This is a genomic window from Caballeronia sp. SL2Y3, assembly GCF_022879575.1.
In the GTDB taxonomy this organism is placed as follows: domain Bacteria; phylum Pseudomonadota; class Gammaproteobacteria; order Burkholderiales; family Burkholderiaceae; genus Caballeronia.
This window is the reverse complement of the sequence record NZ_CP084263.1, coordinates 383,652-403,638: the sequence shown is the minus strand read 5'-3', so window position 1 is coordinate 403,638 and position 19,987 is coordinate 383,652. Positions and strand designations below refer to the sequence as shown.

Below are 19,987 nucleotides of genomic sequence, written 5' to 3'. Positions count from 1 at the left end.
TACCGTGTTTGTAACCAGTTGTTGCTCTTCTTGCTTGTTTAACGTCCCTCGCTAGACCAACTTTAGCTTTCGTCTAACAAATTTACTGGGACAATTCTGGCAACGGTATAAGTTACTTCTCGACGCGCGACGCGTTCTGCGCCCGAAGGAAGTCGACGAATGCGCGCAGCGGCCCGGGCATATGCGCGCGACTCGGGTAGTAGAGGGACGGCCCCGGAAAGCTCTGCCACCACGGCTTGAGCACGGGAACCAGCGTGCCGCGCTCGATTTCCGCGCGGACGAATTCTTCGAAGGTGTAGGTCAGGCCGAGTCCGGCGAGCGCGGCGCTGCGGCTCAGTTCAATCGATGTCGTGGCAAGCGGCCCGCGCGGCGTAATGCGCACTGTCTTGCCGCCGCGCTTGAATTCCCACGACGCGAGCACGCCGCTTTCAAAGCGATGCCCGATGCACGCGTGATTCACGAGTTCGCGCGGATGCTTCGGCTCGCCATGCGCTTCGAGATACGCAGGCGCGGCCGCCGCGACGAAGCGTTGCGTGCGCGGTCCGATCGGCACGGCGATCATGTCGCGCTCGATGCTTTCGTCGTAGCGGATGCCGGCGTCGAAACCCGCGGCGAGCACGTCGATGAAGTTGTCGGTTGCGCTGACTTCGAGCGAGATGCCCGGATGCGCTGCTAAGAAGCGCGGAATGATGGACGGCAGAATTTCCCGCGAGGCGATCGTCGGCACATTGAGACGCAGCGTGCCCGTGGGACTGTCGCGAAAGACGTTGACGGCGTCGAGTGCGCCGGCGATCTCCGCGAATGCGGGCGTGAGCCGCTCGATCAGACGCTGCCCGGCTTCCGTCGGCGTGACGCTGCGCGTCGTGCGGTTCAGAAGACGTACTCCGAGCCGCGCTTCGAGACGGCGAATGGCGTCGCTCAGAGACGAAGCGGACACGCCGCGCAACAGCGCCGCCTGACGGAAGCCGCGTGAGCGCGCCACCGCGAGATACGCATGCAGGTCCGACAGATCCGGTTCGCTCATTGTTCGCCTCGGCGCACAGCCCATTCGAATTGAGGCGGATTATCGCACGCGAGGTTTGCTCGGATAATGCATCGCAAGCCCGGGTTCGCGGGCTCCATCGTCTGACTATCTCGTTCGGAGAATCAACATGAAAGTGCGTCAACTCGGCAAGACGGGACCGCAGTCGTCCGCCCTCGGTCTCGGGTGCATGGGCATGTCCGGCATGTACGGCCCGTCCGACCGCGCGGAAAGCATCGCGACGATTCACGCCGCGCTCGAAGCCGGCGTCACGCTGCTCGATACCGGCGACTTCTACGGCATGGGCCACAACGAAATGCTGATCGCGGAGGCGCTGAAGAGCGCGCCGCCGTCGCGCCGCGATTCGGCGATCATCAGCGTGAAGTTCGGCGGCATGCGCGAGCCGTCGGGCAACTGGACCGACTACGACGCGCGGCCCAATGCGGTGAAGAACTTTCTCGCCTACACGTTGCAGCGCCTGCAAGTAGACCATATCGACATTTACCGCCCCGCGCGGCTCGATCCCAAGGTGCCGATCGAAGACACCGTGGGCGCGATCGCGGACATGATCCAGGCCGGCTATGTGCGCCACGTCGGACTGTCCGAAGTGGGCGCGGCGACGATCCGCAAGGCCGCCGCCGTGCATCCGGTCTGCGATCTGCAAATCGAATACTCGCTGATCTCGCGCGGCATCGAGGACGCGATTCTGCCGGCGTGCCGCGAACTCGGCATCGGCATCACGGCGTACGGCGTGCTGTCGCGCGGACTCATCAGCGGCCACTGGACGAAGGCATCGGCGCAAGCGGGCGACTGGCGCGCGCACAGCCCGCGGTTTCAGGAAGGCAACGTCGAGCGCAACCTCGCGCTCGTCGATGCGCTCGCGCAGATCGCGCAGAAGAAGGGCGTGAGCGTGGCGCAGATCGCGATTGCATGGGTGCTCGCGCAGGGCGAGGACATCGTGCCGGTCATCGGCGCGCGCACGCGAGAGCGGCTCGTCGAATCGCTGGGCGCAATGGACGTCTCGCTGAACGCGGACGATATCGCCGCCATCGAGGCCGCGGTGCCGAAGGGCGCGGCCGCCGGAGACCGCTATGCGGCGGTGCAGATGGCGCATCTCGACAGCGAGAAAGGCTGACCGCGCGCATGACTGAGCGGGTCCACGAGTTGCGACGTGAATCGCGCGCGCTTTTCATCGCGCGACCGATTCACTGCCGCAGCGCGGCCAAGGAGATTCTGATGAAGGCATACGTCGTCCGCGCGCCGGGCGGACTGGACAAGCTGGAAGTTCGCGACATCGCCGATCCGGGCGAGCCGGGGCCTGGACAGATCCGCGTTGCGATACATGCGACATCGCTCAATTTCCACGACCTGCTCGTGGTGAGCGGCAAGAGCCCGGCCGCCGATGGCCGCGTGCCGATGGCGGACGGCGCGGGCGTCGTGGAGGCGCTCGGCGAGGGCGTGACCGAGTTCGCCGTGGGCGAATCTGTGATGTCGTGCTTCTTTCCGCAATGGCTCGACGGCGCCGCGCAAGCCGAGGTGGGCAACTTCGCGGGCACGCCGGGCGACGGCATCGACGGCATGGCGGCGATGCACGTGGTGCGCGCGGCGACCGCCTTCACTCACGCGCCGCGCGGCTGGCGTCACGCCGAAGCCGCGACCATCACGACAGCGGGCCTCACCGCGTGGCGCGCGCTCGTGGAGGACGGGGCGCTGAAGGCCGGCGATACCGTGCTGGCGCTCGGCACCGGCGGCGTGTCGATCGCGGCGTTGCAGATCGGCAAGATGATGGGCGCGCGAGTCATCGTCACGTCGTCGTCCGACGAGAAGCTCGAGCGCGCGAAGGCGCTCGGCGCGGACGAGGTCGTCAACTACCGCGAACACGAGAAATGGGCGGCGCAAGTGCGTGAGCTGACCGGCGGACGAGGCGTCGATCACGTGATCGAAGTAGGCGGGCCGGGCACGCTCGCGCAGTCCATCGAGGCGGTGCGCGTGGGCGGGCATATCTCACTGATCGGCGTGCTGACGGGGCGCGAAGGCACGGTGCCGACGTCGCTTTTGATGGCGCGGCAGGCGCGCTTGCAGGGGCTGATCGTCGGCAGCCGGCGGCAACAGCAGGAGTATGTGCGCGCGCTGCAACAGAGCGGCGTGCGGCCTGTCATCGACCGGACTTTCGACTTCGATGCGCTCGCGGATGCCTTCCGTTATCAGCAAAGCGCGGCGCATCTGGGGAAGATCTGCGTCGAGTGGTAGGAGCTTCGATGCCGCGCGTGGCATGCGCATTGCACGGATGCTGGTCGAATAATTCGAAGGAGAATGCAATGACGGGCAAGTACACAGCGGCATTGGGTCTGGTGCTCACCACTGCGGTAATCGCAGCGACGCCCGCCTCGGCGAACGACGCTGGCGGCTCCGCGCTCCTGCTCGCGCAGGCGACGCCGGGCAATCAGCAGCGCAACGAAGGCATGGGCGTGCGCGGCGGGCAGACGGGGCAGAGCGGGCAAGGCGCGAGTCCGCAGGGCGGTCAGGGCGCCGCGACGCAAACCGGCACGCCGCCGGCCGAACTGAAGCGCGAGGAAACCGCGCGGCAGCAGGGGAAGGCGGGTGGGGCGTCGGGGGTGGGGGGGAAGTAGGGGGTGTGGCGCGAGGCGGTTTGGTCGATCGAATGCACATACTAGATGCCCTCAGTCGCGTTCCGCCGCGCGATGACGGCGGCTTCAATCCTTCCACCATCGCATATCGCGTAAGGCGGTGATGCCTGGCTCTTGCATCGGCATGGAAGGCCAGATTCATCGCGTATTCGGACAGCGCGAGCGGCGTGTACATCAAGAACGAAATGTTCGCGAAGCTCGGCATCGAGGATCGGTTCGAGCCGAAGGCGAAGATGGTCGAAGACACGGGCGGTCGCCGAACACGTTGAAGCGCGATTCCTGGATGCACGACGCCGCGCCTATTGCTGACGGCGAACCTTGCCCTCTATCGAATATCAGTCGCCGACCTACGCGTACACCTCAGCCTCCGCCAACCCTTCCTCAAACACGACCCACCGGTTTCTTCCCCCGTGCTTGGCCGCATACATCGCCGCGTCGGCCTTGTTGAGGAGCGGCTGCGCTTCGTCGCCGTCCTCGGGGCACGTGCTGATGCCCACGCTCAGCCGCGGACCGACCGTGTCGCTGCCGAGCCGCACCGGCGCGTTCACCGCGTCGATGAGCCGCGCCGCCAGCGACTTCACCGCTTCCAGCGCGGGCAGTGTCGACACCATCACGAATTCGTCGCCGCCGTATCGCCCGGTCTGCTCCGTGACGCCAGCCGTTGCCATGAGCCGCGCCGCCACCGTGGCCAGCAGTTCGTCGCCGAGATGATGGCCGAGCGAATCGTTCACCACTTTGAATTCGTCCAGATCGATGAACAGCACGCTCACGCGCGTGCGGTCCGCCCGCGCCCGCGCGAGCGTGTCGTCCAGACGCCGCGCGAGCGTCGCGCGGTTCAGGAGGCCGGTGAGCACGTCGCGTTCGTTCAGATGCTTGAGCGCGCGGGAGCGCTCGGCGAGCTTTATCGCCGTGCGGTGCGTGACGATGCCGAGCGACAACGGATAGACGATCAGCATCGGCGCGCTGGCGATGGTGCTCGCCGACACGCTGCCCCAGTCGAATGCGACGCCGAACACGAGCGCGCCGAGCGCAAAGCCCGCGAGACAAAAGAGCAAGCCGCGAGCGAGCAGGCGCGCGCCGCCCGCCGCCACGTTGTTCATCATGAACATCAAGAGGACGAGCGTGGACGGCAGCCACGCGAACTTCATCGCGACGACGATCATCGCGCCCGCGAGGTTGTCGACGTAGATATTGCGCCGCTCGCTGCGATCCGGGTAGGCGCCGGTGCGCGCGAGCACAAACGCCAGATGCGGCCAGCCGAAGCAATACGCCAATACGAATAGCCGCTCGCCGGCCGATGCATGCTGCATCCACAGCACCGTTTGAACGAGCACGAAGCCCATCGCGAGGCCGATGCAGCGCAGCCCGTAGGAACGCCGGGCGAAACCGGCGCCGCGCCGATGCGTCGCCGGGCGCGCGTTGGATGCGACATGCGACGCATCAACCGAGTTCATGGCGGCGGCCCTCGGTCGATGCAACGCTTGCGCGATGCGCGAACCCATGTCCGCACCCGAGCGTGTCCGGCGCATCGCCGCGACGGGCGACGATGCGGCGGGTGATCGATGGAAGGTGACGAAACATGGGTCTGAGAAGCAAGGCGATAGCTGGTCTACGTCGCGCGGATGCGATGCTTTAGCACGACGAACCGCGCATTTACCCGCAGGATGCCGCTCACTTTTTGTCCATACGCGTCGGCGCGTAACGCTTTCGAAAGTCCGCCGCGACGAATCGTCAACTCGGGGTAAGTCGGCCGGAAGCGCACTGTCTTAATGAGGCCATCAGCGGATGCTTAAATCCGTCGCGCGTGCAAAGCGCGCGCCCTCGCTTTCGCGGCGCCTGAAAGCGCGAACGAACGAACCACAATCAAAACGACACCGGAGTCCCCTTCATGTTTCGTCGAGCCCTCATGGTTGGCGCATCGGCCGCCGCCGCAATCGGCATGTACGCCTGCGGCAGCGACCATAACGACACCCCTCAAAGCGCGCAGAACAAGCTCGCCACGGCGACGCCGATCAAGCATCTCGTCGTGATCTTCAACGAGAACGTCTCGTTCGATCACTATTTCGCGACCTACCCGAACGCCACGAATCCGGCCGGCGAACCGGCCTTCACGGCGGCGTCGGGCACCCCGGCAGTCAACGGCCTGAGCGGCACGCTGCTCACCGCCAACCCGAACTTCACGAATACGCTGAACGGCGCGGCGGCGGCCAATCCGTTCCGCCTCGACCGGACGCAGGCGGCCACCGCCGACCAGAATCACGCGTACACGGCCGAACAGCAGGCCTACAACAACGGCGCAGCGGACCTGTTTCCGAAGTACACGGGTAAGGGTTCGAGCGGCGGCGCGGGTTCGTTCGGCACGGCCGGGCAGGTGATGGGCTATTTCGACGGCAACACGGTCACCGCGCTCTGGAACTACGCGCAGAAGTTCGCGATGAGCGACAACGCCTACACCGACACCTACGGCCCGTCGACGCCGGGCGCGCTCGAAGTGGTGTCCGGCCAGAACAACGGCATGCAGATCGTCAAGGCGAGCAAGCCCGTGTTCAATATGACGACGGCGTCCGGTTCCTACTATGTCGCGGACGGCCAGGGCGGCTACTCGATGATCAACGACGTCGATCCCGGCTATGACGTCTGCTCGAGCACGACCGACCAGGCGATGATGACCTCGAAGAACATCGGCGATCTGCTCAACGCGAAGAACATCACGTGGGGCGGCTTCATGGGCGGCTTCAACCTCGCGACCGTGAACGGCAACGGCACGACGGGCTGCAAGCGCAGCACCGTGTCGCAGGTGGTCGGACAGGCGACGGCCGACTATATCCCGCATCACAACTGGTTCCAGTACTACGCGTCGACGGCCAATCCGCAGCACTTGCGCCCGAGCTCGACGGCGGCCATCGGCTCGTCCGTGGAAGCGGACGGCAAGACGCCGGAGCCCGCGAACCATCAGTACGACAGCGACGATTTCTTCGCGGCGGTGAAGGCGGGCAACTATCCGTCGGTGAGCTTCGTGAAGGCGCCCGCGTTCCAGGACGGCCATGCGGGCTACTCGGACCCCCTCGACGAACAGGCGTTCACGGCGAAGGTGGTGAACTTCCTGCAGCAGCAGCCGGACTGGAACAGCACCGCCGTGATCGTCGCATGGGACGACTCGGACGGCTGGTACGACCACGCGTACGCCGCGCCGACTGCGTCTTCGTTCGACGCGCAGGCCGACCAGCTGAACGGCGCGGGCAAGTGCGGCTCGGGCGCGGCGCCCATCGGCGTGAACGGCGGCGCGGTGAATGGCCGCTGCGGTCCCGGCACGCGCATTCCGTTCCTCGTGATCTCGCCGTGGGCGAAGGTGAACTACGTCGATCACACGCCGATCAGCCAGGCTTCCGTGGTGCGCTTTATCGAAGACAACTGGCTCGGCTCGGCGCGTCTGGGCGGCGGCTCGTTCGATGCGACCGCGGGCAGCATGATGGGCATGTTCGACTTCAGCGGCAAGGGCAACAACGCGAAGCTCTTCGTCGATCCGAACCTCGGCTCGCCGGTGGCTTCCGTGCCGGCAATCTAAGCTCGCCATGCACACGAGCACGCACGGCGCGTCCGTGCGTGCTTACGCCTTCACGTTTTCCGTTGTCGCCGCTTGCCGGCGACAACGCGTTTTCATCGAAGCTCTCGTATTCATCAGTCCATGTCCACTACCGTCGATCCGGCTCTTCGCCAGTCCAGTGATATGCCGAACTGGAAGCGCCGCGCGCTTCGTGTGACCGCTCTGCTCATCGTCGCGGCGGGCGCGTTCGGCGTATATGCCGTCGTCGCGCCGTCGCGCGTGCCCGCGGCTATCGGCGATATCGTCGAGAATCTGACGGGCGCGAACGCGCATCCTGTTGTGTTGCAGCGTCCGCCGGCGGTGCAACTGAGCGCCGTCGCGCAACTCGGCAAGCGCATCTTCTTCGACCGGAGTCTTTCGGCGTCGGGCCAGCAGTCGTGCGCCTCGTGCCACGATCCGGCGCATGCGTTCGGCCCGCCGAACGACCTCGCCGTGCAGCAGGGCGGGCCGCATCTGACGCTGCCGGGATATCGGCCGCCGCCGTCGCTCATGTATCTGTATCGGCAGCCGGCATTCAGCATCGGTCCCGATCAGGGCGATGCCGACGAAGCGCCGGATCTCGCGAAACTCGCCGCGCAGGCGAGCGGCACGGCGCGCGCGCAGAAAAGCGCGGGCGTGGCGCCCGCCGCCCCGGCGATGGTGCCGCAAGGCGGCCTCTTCTGGGACGGCCGCGCGGATACGTTGCAGGCGCAAGCGAGCGGGCCGATGGTCAATCCGGTCGAAATGGCGAACGCGAGCCTCGCGCAAGTCGCGCAGAAGCTCGCGCATACGCCGTACAAGGGGGAATTCGAAAAGCTCTTTGGGCCGCGTATTTTCAGTAGCGGCGATCTGGCGGTATCGGAGGCAATGTTCGCCGTGGCCCGCTATCAGGTGGAAGAGCAGGCGTTTCATCCGTACGCGAGTAAATACGACTACTGGCTCGAAGGCAAGGCGCGGCTGACGCAGGCGGAACTGCACGGGTTGCGCCTCTTCAACGATCCCGACAAGGCGAATTGCGCGGGCTGCCATGTGTCGAAGCCGAGCCCCGACGGTCTGCCGCCGATGTTCACCGACTTCCAGTACGAATCGCTCGGCGTGCCGCGCAATAACGCGCTCGCGATCAATCGCGATCCGACGTTCTACGACATGGGCGTGTGCGGCCCGTTCCGCGAAGACCTGCGCGAACAGACGCAGTATTGCGGCATGTTTCTCACGCCCACGCTGCGCAACGTCGCGACGCGGCACGCGTTCTTTCATAACGGCATCTATCGTTCACTGGACGACGTGATGGCGTTCTACAACGAGCGCAACACCGCGCCGCAGAAGTTTTATCCGAAGGACGCCAAGGGTGCCGTGCGCAAATACGACGACCTGCCGCTGCAATTTCACGCGAACGTGGACGACAAGGACGCGCCGTTCGATCGCAAGCCCGGCGATGGGCCTGCGATGACGCAAGAGGATATTCACGATATCGTCGCGTTTCTTCATACGCTGAACGATGGGTATAAGCGATGACGAGCTTAGCCACCGAAATACGCGACGCCGCCCGGCGCTTAGCAAATCCCCTCGTTTTACCGAGTCATCACCGCGAGGGCATTTCGACTTGGCGAGGCTCATCCTCCAGGGCGTACCGTTTCCCGTCGAGGCTTGTCTGGCGAAGCGAGAAAAGCGAGCCGAACGAATGCGAGCGCCCGGTCTATGTAGATGCGGCGCCCTGGGAAATGAAGGGGAATGATTATTGGAAGGCTTCAGCCCAATGCCCAAATCCCGATAGCATAGAGACCCATGAACAGCAGCAAACCACTTAGGAGGCGCTTGGTGTACACGACCCAGAAAAAACAAAGTATCAGCAGCGTTAGTTCAAGTAGCTGAAAACCACGGAAATCTCTCGCCCATGTGACAATATCCTGTTGGCCAAACGAAGAGTCGAACACGATACACCCCATCATGGCCTGGCAGCTGTAGTTCAAGACTCTATAGAACTTGCTATCCTTCGAATTCAATAAAGCGCTGCGATGGAATGCGAACGGAAAAACGCGGAAGATAAGCGCCGTGCATGATGCGAACAAGATGACATACCACATTATCAGTTCTTACCTGCTGGAGTAGGTTTGAGGAAATCTTCCAAAATCGCCATGAAAAACCCGACAATCAAAGGAGTAAAAAGGGGGCTCAGTTCGTGGAGAATCCCAAAGAGGACTGGTGCGGCAATAAAGCCCAATACATAACTAGCCACTGAAAAGCGTTCGTCCCAATGCTTGGCCGCCAGCATGGTAAATTGAAACGGCAGTATCAACTTAATCAGGAGTGTCCAGAACGGCGACATCGCCTTGCCCGCGAGTACAAAGCCAATCGCCGTGCAAAGGATCGAAATGCCCCATATAGGAAGCCCTAGGCCTAAGAAGTAAAGAAAAGGCCGCTCAATTGGCTGCTTGAATCGCGCCATGCAGCCGCTAAAAACGGACGGGCACAGTAGTATCGACGAGACAATTAATTTATAGAAACGCGTTCTTCCCAAAAAAGGCGAAAGATTGGCGGAAAGCAGGATAAATCTTGCATTCATCATTAAGATAAGCGGTGCAAGAACAAAGAACCCACTGTGATTTTGGGTTAGCGCAAATTGCAATGGAGTAGAGAACAGGAAGAGAGTCATTCCCATGGTCTCTGCAAACGTGTGAGTCGACTGCTGGCCCACGAGCCCGATTGCCAAATACAGTGGAATGAATGCCGCGCCAAAACCAATTGAATCTTTCAATCCTTCTCGCCATTCACTCGTTGATGCCATATGCATCTATAGCCACTCCTTTAAACATTATCGATCTTGGGGAATACTGCCTGTCGCACATGGGAACTTCTTCCTATCCGAGAGTCGATGCGTCTGCGGACCTCACTGCACGAGGTCCGCAGGTCATGCGCGTGTTAGTTATCCTGAATTATTGAATGAAAGAATCACGTGCGGGCGGAACCGAACTCTGAGATGTCATGCCATCGCCAAGTCATCGGACGGGAGATACTCTGCATACTGCTCCTGCAGTGATATCCTCTTTCGGCCGCCTTTGCTTCTATACAGCAAGCGTGGCACATGGGAGAAGTCGAAGCTGGTCGCAGAGACGAATTTTGTCTTATCAAGACTGCTTAGCACAGATCGAGCGTGTAGAAGCTTTCTGTTTGAGACAATGAAATATGTTCCGGTGTCAGGGACAGAATGAATCGGCAAAGCTTCCGCAACTAGGGCCCTCATCTTCTCCAGGACACGAGCGCCGCGATCTGACCTTTCAATCATCCGTTCGCCAACAACCGAATCTATCCGGAAATCCATACTCACGTGCAATTCGCCATTGCATGACGAGAGAACCAATTGCTCACGCTGCTTGTGAATATCTACGTTCTTGCCTGACTGGAAGATGTACGGTTCAGACTGCAATAATTCGATCTCGCTGTCCTCGAGGTATCTGATGATGTCATAAGGTCTATAAGCAGCGGTTGGAGTCTTCGTTTCATCCCTGCAAGGTGAGTGTTGTGATCTTCTGAGATTGCTCGATTATTCGACGCCTGATGTTGAGGGGCTAAAGCAATCCAGCGTTTTAAGCAGTGGAACAGCCGATCAACTAACCTGAATCCTCTCCTATTCATGGTCTGCCGATGCATCACTCATGTTAGCAGAGCCGTGATGGTAGCACTGGCTTGAATTTATCAGAATGATAAGTATTGACTATGACAATCTTCTACATACGTTCTAGATAATTATATGTAAGTAATTGGAAAGAATCTTCAGAGGCTCTAAGGAACTTACTTCGCTTCCAGATTCAGTTTTCGCCTTGTTCTCAAGGAGTTGGCGAACTGTGCGCTGTTATTAAACGAATGTCGCGAAAGGGAGCATCGCGCTATCGCGGCTAAGCCGAAATGTTGGACTTGCGCATATCACTAATGTCTAGTCGGAGTCCTTTGACGTATCGGCTCAGGCCAAGAAACGTCAATGAGTCAGCCCTCCTTGCCGCCGCCACTGCCGTTATGCTCGGATTCGCCATGCGAAGGCTGACGCCACACTGGCGTAGACATTTCTATCAGGGCAGCATCTGATTAATGCCGGGATAGCCCGTCGGGCGCTAAGGCGTTCGCATAACCCGACGCGGCACATGCGGCGCGTTTTGCGCGATATCGTCGAGTTCGTCGCGCACGACATCGATGCTGAACATCGCTTCTTCGCGCGCACCGTCGACGTGAATCGTCTCGAGTCGCCGGCGCACCGCGCCATAGCGCGCGGCCGCATTGCGATGCAACTCCGCGCGCTCGCTATAGCGCAGGAAGGTCTGCAACGACGCAAGCACCGCAGCGCTCATGCTCGTGAGTCCGACGACCACGCGCAATCCCGGCGACACGGCCAGCGTCACGAGCGACACGAACGCCGATGTGCCCGTGAGCGCGGTGATGGCGATGACCGCGAGCCCCAGGTATCGCGCGCAGGCGCTCAGGCGGTCGGCCATCGCGTAGTGACGGATTTGCGCTTCGCGGGCGCGCCTTATCCATGTGAGAACGAGCGATTCGGCGTCGTGCGGCGGGTCGTAGGGCGCGTGCTTGTTTGAAGTGGACATGGTCAGGATGCGTTGGAACCTTGATAGTGAATATGCCTGCTGAATAGGACAGACGGTGTCTCGGACAACGAGGCTGGCATCGCAACGCCATTCTTCTCGCTACTCTGTGCGCATTACGATCGATCGTTCGACTTCGAGCCGAAGGGCTGACCGTCAAGCCCCGCTCGTCGCGTAGAATGAACTGGCCGCTTCGTCTCGTCTCCCGCGAAACAGGACACTCCATGCTCCAGCCATTTGCGTCGTCAGAGCCGTTCACGATCGGAGTCGAACTGGAAGTTCAGGTCGTCAATACGCACGACTACAACCTGACGAAGGCGACGACGGAACTCCTGAATCGCGTGAGAGAAGAGCGTTTCGAAGGCGCGATCAACCCGGAGACAACCGAAGGCATGATCGAGTTGTCGACGGGCATCTGCAAGAACTTCGATCAGGCGAAAAGCGAATTGCAGGTGCTGCGCGATACGCTCGTTCGGGCAGGCGACTTTCTCAATGTCGGCGTGTGCGGCGGAGGAACGAATTTCTTCCAGAACTGGTACGACCAGCGTTCCGACGGACGCGAGCGCTCGGAATATCTGATGAGCCTTTATGGCGCGCTCTATCAGCAGTTCACGATTTTCGGCCAGCACGTGCATGTCGGCTGCGCGGACGCCGATTCGGCGCTCGTTCTGTTGCACTCGCTTTCGCGTTACGTCCCGCATTTCATTGCGCTCGCCGCGTCTTCTCCGTTCGTGCAGGGCAGCGATACGCAATTTCAATGCGCCCGGCTCAATTCTGTCGCGCCGTTTCCGTTGTCTGGCCAAGCGCCGTTCGTAACGAAATGGAGTGAGTTCGAAGCGTACTTCGATCGCATGACGCAAACGGGTCTCGTCAAAAGCCTGAAAGACTTCTATTGGGACATTCGTCCGAGTCCGGGATACGGCACCATCGAAGTGCGCGTAATGGATACGCCGCTGCGCGTCGAATGGGCTGCGGCCATTGCCGCCTATATTCAGTCGCTCGCGCGCTATCTGCTGACCGATCTGCCTTTGCGCCTTAGCGAGCGCGACTACGAAGTCTATCGGGCGAACCGCTTCATGGCCTGCCGCTTCGGACTGGACGGCGTATGCGTGAATCCAGAGACAGGGCAGCGCCGCCCGATTCGCGAAGACATTCTCGCCACGCTCGATGCCATCGCGCCGCACGCCCATGCTCTCGCCGCTGACGAAGCGCTCGACGCGATCAGGCGCACCGTGACGCAGGGAATGACCGATGCGATGTGGCTGCGCCGCATCTACGGCGCGCACGATTCGCTGCATGAAGTCGTGCGCCAGCAATGCCGCGTATGGCGCGGCGCGCAGACGCCGGAATGATGCGGCTCTTGCTGACTTACCGTGACACCGCCGCCACGCAGTCGATCTCGATGTCGAAGCGTCCCGGCCACGCGGGCACATTCACGAAGATGCGGGCTGGCGGCTCACGCCCGAAGAAGCGCGCATAGATTTCGTTTACGACCGAAAACATCTCCACCGACGTGCAGTAGACATTGCACTTCAACACTTCATCGAGCGACGATCCCGCCGTCTCCACGCACAGCCTCAATTGCTCGAGCACGCGTTGCGTCTGCTGCTCGATAGGCGCATCGAGTACCTCGCCGGTCTCGGGATCGAAGGGCGGAAGACCTGAGACATACACCGTGTCGCGATGACGCGTGACGACCGATACCGGCGCCTTCCTTCGTTCGAGCCAACTGGAAAGCGGTTCCACGCGAATGATTTCACGAGCCATCACACGCTCCTTCGAAGTCACGCGTTGCCTGAGAACAGCGCGTTGAATTGCGCGCCGGATGCCGCGCCTTCGAAGCCGTCGAAGCGTCCGTCGGCAAGCGTCGCGGCCGCACGCATGAACCCGCCCCACGCGGCCCGCGCCAGCGCGCCGCCGACGCTCACCCGCCGCACGCCGAGCGCGGCGAGGTCGCTCAACGTGAACGCCGACGGCCCGCCGATCAGCACGTTGACCGGCTTGGGCGCGACGGCGGCGACCACGGCCTCGATCTGCTCGCGAGTGTGAATGCCGGGCGCGTAGAGGCAGTCCGCACCCGCCGCCGCATAAGCCGTGAGGCGCGCGAGCGTGTCGCTCAGATCAGGCGTTCCGGCAAAGAAGTTTTCCGCGCGGCCGATCAAGAGCGTGTCGCCGCCATTCGCGTCGATGGCGCGGCGCGCGGCTTGCAGGCGCGCGACCGCGACATCGAGCGGAAAGAGCGGCGCGGACGCATCGCCGGTGGAATCTTCGATCGACAAGCCTGCCACGCCGGTCGCGACCGCCAGCTCGACGCTTGCGGCAACTTCTGCCGGCGTCGCGCCGAAGCCGTTTTCGAAGTCGGCGTTCACAGGCAGATCGGTGGCGTCCACCATCGTGCGCAAATGCGCGATGACGAGATCGCGCGTGACGTGATTGTCGGCGTGTCCGGTGGACCAGGCAAAGCCGGAACTCGTGGTCGCAAGCGCCTGAAAGCCGAGGCTCGCGAGATAACGCGCGCTGCCCGCGTCCCAAGGGTTCGGCAACATGAAGCAACCGGACTCATGCAATGCGCGAAAGGCCGCGCGTTTCTCTGCGACGCTGCGTGACATGATGTGCTCCCGATGGTTGACGCTCGATGGTTGATTGTCTCACCCGCCTTCGCACAGTCGTTTCACGCGCGCCCGAAGCGTGGCTGTATTACCGCACATAGTCCAGAAGCCCCTGCACGAGCGCATCGAAAGTCGCGCGGCAAGGCGGCGACGCGCGCAGATCCTCATGCGTGGTCACCCACGTTTCCAGTTGCAGCGCGACGAGCTTGGGCAGCACGCGGACGAGCGCCGCGTCGCGGCGGGCGAGCGGCACCTGACACACGCCGATGCCCGCGCCTGCGCGAATCAGCGCGAATTGCGCGACATCGCTGTCGGTGCGTAGCGAGAGCGCGCCGCGCGAGTAGCCGGGAAATGCCTTGCTCGCCTCGCGGACGAAGGCCGTCCATTGATCGTAGCCGATGATCGCGTGTTTCCACAGCGCCGCCGCGTTCCTGGGCGTGCCATGCATCGCGAGGTAGTCGCGATGCGCATGCAGCCCGAGTTCGATGCTGCCGATACGCCGCGCGACGAGTTGCGTCTGCTTCGGCCGCACCATGCGCACGGCGATATCGGCTTCGCGCCTCAGCAGGTCCTGCACGCGATTGGACAGCACCAGTTCCACGACGAGATGCGGGTGCCGTTGCCGCAGCGCCGCGATGATGGGCGGCAGCACTTCGACGCCGACCACTTCGCTCGCCGATACGCGCACTACGCCTCGCACGTCGCCGCCATTGCCGTGCCCGCTCGCCGCGCGTTCCAGCGATAGAGCCGTGCTCTGCATCGCCTCAGCATGAGCGCGCAGGCTGAGCGCCAGGTCGGTCGGCTGCAAGCCGGTTTGCGAACGCGTGAAAAGGCTCGCGTTTAACGCCCGTTCGAGCGCTTCGATGTGACGGCCCGCGGTCGGCTGCGTGATACCCAATGCGCGCGCCGCCGCCGACAGCGACCCTTCCTGAAGCACCGCCAACAGCGTGCGATACAGTTCCCAGCCTATGTTGTCCGCCATGCAAATATGTATATCCGCTCTACGTTGTTCGGCAATTCTATTGCAGCCGTGTCTCGCGCAGAATCATCCAATCGACATAACAAGGAGCGGGGCATGACTCGGGAAACGGCTTTGGTGCTTGGCGCAACCGGCGGCATCGGCGGCGAGGTCGCGCGGCAGTTGCGCGATGCGGGCTGGCATGTGCGCGGACTGCGGCGTTCCGTTGCGGCGAGCGAGCAAACGGACGGCATCGAATGGATTCATGGCGATGCGATGAATCGCGCGGACGTGACACGCGCGGCGAAGGGAGCGACGGTCATCGTGCATGCGGTGAATCCGCCGGGCTACAAGCGGTGGGCCGATTTCGTGCTGCCGATGCTCGACAACACGATTGCGGCAGCGAAGACCGAGCGCGCGACCATCGTGCTGCCGGGCACGGTGTACAACTTCGGACCGGACGCGTTTCCCGCGATCGCCGAAGATGCGCCGCAAAATCCAGTCACGAAGAAAGGAGCGATTCGCGTGGAGATGGAAGCGCGGCTGGAACGTGCAAGCCGCGAAGGCGTGCAGACGCTGATCGTACGTGCGGGCGATTTCTTTGGGCCGAAAGGGGGCAACAACTGGTTCTCGCAAGGGCTCGTCAAGCCGGGAAAGCCGGTCCAAAGAATCGTCTATCCGGGGACGGCGGGTGTCGGACACGCATGGTCATATCTGCCGGACGTGGCACGCACCATGGTCGAATTGCTCGCGCGCCGCGATACGCTGGATCGGTTCGCGCGCTTTCATATGCGCGGTCATTGGGACGAGGACGGCACGCAATTCGCTGCGGCCATTCAACGCGTGGTCGCGCGACAAACGGGGCGAGCGCCTTCGATCGGCGCTTTTCCGTGGTGGCTGCTCACGCTCGCATCGCCCTTTAACGCGACCTTTCGCGAGATGCGCGAAATGGGCTATTTATGGCGAACGCCGGTGCGCATGATCAACACGCGGCTTGTCGAAGTGCTCGGCCATGAGCCGCATACGCCGCTCGACGATGCAATCGAAGCGACGCTCGTGGGTCTGCGCTGCGTCGAGTCTTGAACGAGAGACGCAACCACACAGGGATTGCGCTTAGCCGCTCGTCGTCGTAACGTGAGTTATCCGGCGTCGCGATTGCCGAGGGCAACGATCATGTCAACCGAGTGGAAGCGTCGCGTCCGATTGTTCGTGCAGCGTTTCTGGCAGCCGACGAGTGCATGCATGACCTGCATGCCGGGTAGCTGGAGCAACGTCATGAGTCTCGCGCATTGGATCATCGCATTTAAAACCGGACTCTTGACCGGACTTCTGGCGGTGCTGCTGACTTTCACGCCGGCGATGAAACTCTATGGCAACCGATACGGCAATGCATTGCTGGTCGGCTTGCTGACCGCGTTAGGCGATGCCTATTCACACGCGAGTCGCTACTCCAATCCGTACGTCGAACATATTCTCACAGGCGTGGTTTCAGGAATCTTCGCGCTCATCGCTTCGTTTCTGTTCGAGGATCGAGCTCGCCGTATTTGTAAAATTTGGGCGCGTTTCTCCAGATAGTCTGACTCTGGCCGCTTGAATTGCGTTTGCTTCGATCGATGTCGGCCATTGTGTCACGCGATGAATGTGCTTCGCGGGCAACGCATATGGCATAGTTCGGCATTGCAATCGAAAAGGGGAGTCCTATGGCAACGCTCAAAGACATTCAGACGAAGATAGCCAAACTACAGGCGCAAGCCGAAGCAATAGCGAAGAAAGAGTCGGCGGGTGCCATCGCCCGAATTCATTCGTTGATGGACGAATACGGTTTGACTGTCGACGACCTGCGTGCGCACGGGGCGGGAAAAGGCAGTGGCGTGAAACGTGGCGCAAGCACCGGTTCGCAGAAAGGCGGCGCGTCGAATGCGAAATATCGCGATCCGAAGAGCGGGGCGACATGGAGCGGTCACGGCCGCGCGCCCGGCTGGATTGCCAACGCGAAGAACCGTAACCGGTTCCTTATCGACGCGGACGCAAGCACGGCATCTGCCGTCGATGCGAAACCGGCAAAGCCTCGCGGCAATTATGTGCGGGGTCCGCAGCCGCCTAAGTATCGCGATCCGAAGACGGGCGCGGAATGGAGTGGCCGAGGCAAGGCGCCGGCGTGGCTCGCGTCCGCGAAGGACAGGACCAGGTTCCTGATCGATGCGACGGCGGCAAACGGCGCGTCCGAGAAAAAGACTGCGACCAAGAAGGCGGCCACGAAGAAAGTCGCAAAGAAAGCCCAGGCCGCGACAAAGAAAACGGCGACGAAGAAGGCTGCAAAGAAGGCTTCCGCCAAGCGCGCTTCGGTGTCCGAGGCAGCGCAAAACGGCAGCGCGAACACAGCCGAGGCCAGTTAAGTGATGCAAGCGCCGGTTCGTCATGTCAATGACTCCGGCGCTTCTTCAAGCACCGCAAAGAAGCGTGCTAATCGCTCGCCTTCGATGGCGAGCAATCAATCATCGGGCCAATCGGCCAACTCATGCGAAGGAAGGCACGCATACGGCCTTCCGCCACTCGCAAAGGCAATTCAAAGCGAACGCGAGCCGATGAGCCGCGCATCGGCGAGGTAAAGCCTACCTTCGCAACTCTCTCCTATTCCCGCCGAGGCAGTAAGTCTTATTTGAATTGATTGGCAGCCCACGCGTCGGTACACGCCCCGCTTGACTTCCATTGCGCCGCCGTCAACGATTCTTACGCGGACGCAAAGAAGCGCACCGCACGACGCGGCACGAGAACGCCGTTCACGAGAGCCGTTCACGAGAGCGATTCAATTGCCAGGAGGAAGGAGACATGCCCGAAGCACTTTGCAGGCCTCGCACTATCCGATACGTCAACAAGGCAGCGGTAGCGGCTGCGCCGTTTGCCGCGCTGGCGCTTGCCGCGTGTCATGGCGGAAACGACGACAACAACAACGGCACGCCGCCGACTGCTGCGCTCAGTTGTGCGCAACTCGCGGGAATGAGCGTGCCTGCAAGCGCAATCGGTTTGCCGACGACGGGCGCGACCGTAGCCGCCGCCGCGATCGTGCCGGCTTCGGGAACGGGCGTCACGGCCACGCCCGAGTATTGCCTCGTGAGCGGGTCGATTGCGCCCGTCGATCAGACGGCACCGAAGATCAACTTCCAGGTCGCGATGCCGACGCAGTGGAACAGCAAGGCGATGATGTTCGGTGGCGGCGGCTACGACGGCACTGTACCCGCCGTGACCGGCAACGTCCCCGCCGGCCCGACGACACAGCCGGCGCCGCTTGCTCGCGGCTATGCGGTGTTCGGGAGCGATTCGGGCCATCAGGCCGGCGCGCTCGGCAGCCGCGACGGTTCGTTCGGCACCAACGACGAAGCCGTCGCCAACTTCTCCGGCGATGCGCTCAAGAAAACGCGGGATGCAGCGGTCTATCTGATCGGCAAGCGTTATGCGGTGGACAAGCCCAAGCGCGCGTACTTCGCGGGCGGTTCCTCCGGCGGACGCGAGGCGCTGGCGGTCGTGCAGCGTTGGCCGCAGGACTGGGACGGCTCCATCGTGCTGTATCCGGCATGGAATGCGGCAACGCTGGACCTGCAGTTCGGCCGCATCACGCGCGCGCTCGCGCAGCCGGGCGCGTATCCGAATCAGGCGAAGCGCAAGGTGCTGCTCGATGCCGCGCTGTCCGCCTGCGATGCGCTCGACGGCGTAGCGGACGGCCTCATCAGCAACATGGCCGCCTGCAATGCGAGCTTCGATCCGGCGACCGCGACGGTGAACGGCACGCCGCTGCGATGCGCGAACGGCGCGGACACGGGCGATACGTGCCTCTCCGATGCGCAGATCGCGGCGCTCAAGGTCTACGCGACGCCGATCACGTTCAGTTACCCGCTCGCAAGCGGAGAGACGCAGTATCCCGGCTTCAACGTGTGGGGCGCGGACCTGGGCGTGGTCAATGCATCGACAGTGCAGCCGACCGTCATTGCCCTCGCGTTGAATCTGGTGCAGCCGGCGAGTCCGATGCCTGCCACCGCGCCTTACTTCAGCGTCTTCTGGGACCAGTGGATTCGCTACTTCGTGGCGCGCGATCCGAGCGTCAACTCGCTCACGGTCGATCCGCAAAACCCGGGCGCGTATCAGGCGCGCATCAGTGCGCTGACGGCCGAGCAGGACGTGAACAAGACGGACCTGTCCGCGTTCAATGCAAAGGGCGGCAAGATCCTGATGGCGCACGGCATGTCCGATGCACTCGTCAGCACGCAGGCCACGGAGCAGTATTACCAGCGTTTGCGTCAGACGATGGGCGCGTCGACGGTCAGCAATTTCGTGCGCTATTACGAGATTCCCGGCTACGGGCACTCGACCAGCAGCATCTTCAACGCGGGATGGGACTCGCTGACGACGCTGGAGAACTGGGTCGAGAAGGGCGTAACGCCGCCTGCGCAGATCGTCGCGGACAAGACGGGCGTGCCGGGCCGCACGCGCCCGCTCTGCGAATACCCGACCTTCCCGCGCTATAACGGTTCGGGCGATGTGAACGTCGCGTCGAGCTTCACGTGCGCGGCGCAGTAATGGCATT

The 19,987-nt window shown here is 62.4% G+C and carries 18 protein-coding genes and 1 pseudogene; 11 read left to right on the top strand and 8 right to left on the bottom strand.

What is annotated here, in order from left to right:
* Window positions 1–112: 112 nt before the first annotated feature.
* Window positions 113–1,024 (bottom strand): LysR family transcriptional regulator, encoded by a 912-nt coding sequence (locus tag LDZ26_RS24135; RefSeq protein WP_244851192.1) that lies wholly within the window; start codon window positions 1,022–1,024, stop codon window positions 113–115.
* Window positions 1,025–1,151: 127 nt separating this feature from the next.
* Between LDZ26_RS24135 and LDZ26_RS24130 the strand changes: the two genes are divergently transcribed.
* The 4 genes and pseudogenes from LDZ26_RS24130 to LDZ26_RS24115 form a co-directional block, all read left to right on the top strand.
* Window positions 1,152–2,156 (top strand): aldo/keto reductase, encoded by a 1,005-nt coding sequence (locus LDZ26_RS24130; protein ID WP_244851191.1) that lies wholly within the window; start codon window positions 1,152–1,154, stop codon window positions 2,154–2,156.
* Between the two features lie 101 nt (window positions 2,157–2,257).
* On the top strand, window positions 2,258–3,271 hold the full coding sequence (locus LDZ26_RS24125) for an NAD(P)-dependent alcohol dehydrogenase (protein ID WP_244851189.1): 1,014 nt from the start codon (window positions 2,258–2,260) through the stop codon (window positions 3,269–3,271).
* 68 nt (window positions 3,272–3,339) lie between these two features.
* Window positions 3,340–3,651, top strand: a complete 312-nt coding sequence (locus LDZ26_RS24120; protein ID WP_244851188.1) for a hypothetical protein — start codon at window positions 3,340–3,342, stop codon at window positions 3,649–3,651.
* A gap of 149 nt (window positions 3,652–3,800) precedes the next feature.
* Window positions 3,801–3,908 (top strand): annotated as a pseudogene (locus LDZ26_RS24115) (ABC transporter substrate-binding protein); the annotation flags it as partial.
* Window positions 3,909–4,016: 108 nt separating this feature from the next.
* Here the strand turns inward: LDZ26_RS24115 and LDZ26_RS24110 are convergent.
* The gene (locus LDZ26_RS24110) at window positions 4,017–5,123 is read right to left on the bottom strand and encodes a sensor domain-containing diguanylate cyclase (protein WP_244851186.1); all 1,107 of its coding nucleotides are present in this window, start codon (window positions 5,121–5,123) and stop codon (window positions 4,017–4,019) included.
* A 434-nt stretch (window positions 5,124–5,557) separates the two neighbouring features.
* On the opposite strand from LDZ26_RS24110, the gene LDZ26_RS24105 reads away from it, so the two are divergent.
* Window positions 5,558–7,234 (top strand): phospholipase C, encoded by a 1,677-nt coding sequence (locus LDZ26_RS24105; RefSeq protein WP_244851185.1) that lies wholly within the window; start codon window positions 5,558–5,560, stop codon window positions 7,232–7,234.
* A gap of 120 nt (window positions 7,235–7,354) precedes the next feature.
* Window positions 7,355–8,767: a cytochrome-c peroxidase gene (locus tag LDZ26_RS24100; RefSeq protein ID WP_370650762.1), complete on the top strand. Its 1,413-nt coding sequence runs from the start codon at window positions 7,355–7,357 to the stop codon at window positions 8,765–8,767.
* Between the two features lie 233 nt (window positions 8,768–9,000).
* Here LDZ26_RS24100 and LDZ26_RS25720 read toward each other — a convergent pair whose 3' ends face one another.
* The 3 genes from LDZ26_RS25720 to LDZ26_RS24090 form a co-directional block, all read right to left on the bottom strand.
* Window positions 9,001–9,336, bottom strand: a complete 336-nt coding sequence (locus LDZ26_RS25720) for an AzlD domain-containing protein (RefSeq protein ID WP_370650761.1) — start codon at window positions 9,334–9,336, stop codon at window positions 9,001–9,003.
* A 2-nt stretch (window positions 9,337–9,338) separates the two neighbouring features.
* Window positions 9,339–10,043: an AzlC family ABC transporter permease gene (locus LDZ26_RS24095; protein WP_244851184.1), complete on the bottom strand. Its 705-nt coding sequence runs from the start codon at window positions 10,041–10,043 to the stop codon at window positions 9,339–9,341.
* A gap of 1,315 nt (window positions 10,044–11,358) precedes the next feature.
* The gene (locus LDZ26_RS24090; RefSeq protein ID WP_244851183.1) at window positions 11,359–11,844 is read right to left on the bottom strand and encodes an SLATT domain-containing protein; all 486 of its coding nucleotides are present in this window, start codon (window positions 11,842–11,844) and stop codon (window positions 11,359–11,361) included.
* Between the two features lie 221 nt (window positions 11,845–12,065).
* On the opposite strand from LDZ26_RS24090, the gene LDZ26_RS24085 reads away from it, so the two are divergent.
* The gene (locus LDZ26_RS24085) at window positions 12,066–13,193 is read left to right on the top strand and encodes a YbdK family carboxylate-amine ligase (protein ID WP_244851182.1); all 1,128 of its coding nucleotides are present in this window, start codon (window positions 12,066–12,068) and stop codon (window positions 13,191–13,193) included.
* A 16-nt stretch (window positions 13,194–13,209) separates the two neighbouring features.
* On the opposite strand, the gene LDZ26_RS24080 is transcribed toward LDZ26_RS24085, so the two are convergent.
* The 3 genes from LDZ26_RS24080 to LDZ26_RS24070 all read right to left on the bottom strand — a co-directional run bounded on the left by LDZ26_RS24080 (window position 13,210) and on the right by LDZ26_RS24070 (window position 15,432).
* Window positions 13,210–13,608, bottom strand: coding sequence for a RidA family protein (locus LDZ26_RS24080; RefSeq protein ID WP_244851181.1), 399 nt, complete (start codon window positions 13,606–13,608; stop codon window positions 13,210–13,212).
* Between the two features lie 17 nt (window positions 13,609–13,625).
* On the bottom strand, window positions 13,626–14,450 hold the full coding sequence (locus LDZ26_RS24075; protein WP_244851180.1) for an oxaloacetate decarboxylase: 825 nt from the start codon (window positions 14,448–14,450) through the stop codon (window positions 13,626–13,628).
* An 88-nt stretch (window positions 14,451–14,538) separates the two neighbouring features.
* Window positions 14,539–15,432, bottom strand: a complete 894-nt coding sequence (locus tag LDZ26_RS24070) for a LysR family transcriptional regulator (RefSeq protein ID WP_244851179.1) — start codon at window positions 15,430–15,432, stop codon at window positions 14,539–14,541.
* Window positions 15,433–15,525: 93 nt separating this feature from the next.
* On the opposite strand from LDZ26_RS24070, the gene LDZ26_RS24065 reads away from it, so the two are divergent.
* The 4 genes from LDZ26_RS24065 (at window position 15,526) to LDZ26_RS24050 (ending at window position 19,980) form a co-directional block, all read left to right on the top strand.
* Complete coding sequence (locus tag LDZ26_RS24065; RefSeq protein WP_244851178.1) at window positions 15,526–16,491, top strand: NAD-dependent epimerase/dehydratase family protein; 966 nt, start codon at window positions 15,526–15,528, stop codon at window positions 16,489–16,491.
* 90 nt (window positions 16,492–16,581) lie between these two features.
* On the top strand, window positions 16,582–16,983 hold the full coding sequence (locus LDZ26_RS24060; RefSeq protein WP_244851177.1) for a hypothetical protein: 402 nt from the start codon (window positions 16,582–16,584) through the stop codon (window positions 16,981–16,983).
* Window positions 16,984–17,108: 125 nt separating this feature from the next.
* Complete coding sequence (locus tag LDZ26_RS24055) at window positions 17,109–17,804, top strand: H-NS family nucleoid-associated regulatory protein (protein ID WP_244851176.1); 696 nt, start codon at window positions 17,109–17,111, stop codon at window positions 17,802–17,804.
* A gap of 433 nt (window positions 17,805–18,237) precedes the next feature.
* Window positions 18,238–19,980: a tannase/feruloyl esterase family alpha/beta hydrolase gene (locus LDZ26_RS24050; protein ID WP_244851175.1), complete on the top strand. Its 1,743-nt coding sequence runs from the start codon at window positions 18,238–18,240 to the stop codon at window positions 19,978–19,980.
* The last annotated feature ends 7 nt before the right edge of the window (window positions 19,981–19,987 follow it).

Coding starts and splice junctions, on each gene's coding strand:
- LDZ26_RS24080 (WP_244851181.1), bottom strand. CDS start 13,608: ATGGCTCGTGAAATCATTCGCGTGGAACCGCTTTCCAGTTGGCTCGAA.
- LDZ26_RS24120 (WP_244851188.1), top strand. CDS start 3,340: ATGACGGGCAAGTACACAGCGGCATTGGGTCTGGTGCTCACCACTGCG.
- LDZ26_RS24100 (WP_370650762.1), top strand. CDS start 7,355: ATGTCCACTACCGTCGATCCGGCTCTTCGCCAGTCCAGTGATATGCCG.
- LDZ26_RS24135 (WP_244851192.1), bottom strand. CDS start 1,024: ATGAGCGAACCGGATCTGTCGGACCTGCATGCGTATCTCGCGGTGGCG.
- LDZ26_RS24125 (WP_244851189.1), top strand. CDS start 2,258: ATGAAGGCATACGTCGTCCGCGCGCCGGGCGGACTGGACAAGCTGGAA.
- LDZ26_RS24090 (WP_244851183.1), bottom strand. CDS start 11,844: ATGTCCACTTCAAACAAGCACGCGCCCTACGACCCGCCGCACGACGCC.
- LDZ26_RS25720 (WP_370650761.1), bottom strand. CDS start 9,336: ATGTGGTATGTCATCTTGTTCGCATCATGCACGGCGCTTATCTTCCGC.
- LDZ26_RS24060 (WP_244851177.1), top strand. CDS start 16,582: ATGTCAACCGAGTGGAAGCGTCGCGTCCGATTGTTCGTGCAGCGTTTC.
- LDZ26_RS24130 (WP_244851191.1), top strand. CDS start 1,152: ATGAAAGTGCGTCAACTCGGCAAGACGGGACCGCAGTCGTCCGCCCTC.
- LDZ26_RS24105 (WP_244851185.1), top strand. CDS start 5,558: ATGTTTCGTCGAGCCCTCATGGTTGGCGCATCGGCCGCCGCCGCAATC.
- LDZ26_RS24070 (WP_244851179.1), bottom strand. CDS start 15,432: ATGGCGGACAACATAGGCTGGGAACTGTATCGCACGCTGTTGGCGGTG.
- LDZ26_RS24085 (WP_244851182.1), top strand. CDS start 12,066: ATGCTCCAGCCATTTGCGTCGTCAGAGCCGTTCACGATCGGAGTCGAA.
- LDZ26_RS24050 (WP_244851175.1), top strand. CDS start 18,238: ATGCCCGAAGCACTTTGCAGGCCTCGCACTATCCGATACGTCAACAAG.
- LDZ26_RS24065 (WP_244851178.1), top strand. CDS start 15,526: ATGACTCGGGAAACGGCTTTGGTGCTTGGCGCAACCGGCGGCATCGGC.
- LDZ26_RS24075 (WP_244851180.1), bottom strand. CDS start 14,450: ATGTCACGCAGCGTCGCAGAGAAACGCGCGGCCTTTCGCGCATTGCAT.
- LDZ26_RS24110 (WP_244851186.1), bottom strand. CDS start 5,123: ATGAACTCGGTTGATGCGTCGCATGTCGCATCCAACGCGCGCCCGGCG.
- LDZ26_RS24095 (WP_244851184.1), bottom strand. CDS start 10,043: ATGCATATGGCATCAACGAGTGAATGGCGAGAAGGATTGAAAGATTCA.
- LDZ26_RS24055 (WP_244851176.1), top strand. CDS start 17,109: ATGGCAACGCTCAAAGACATTCAGACGAAGATAGCCAAACTACAGGCG.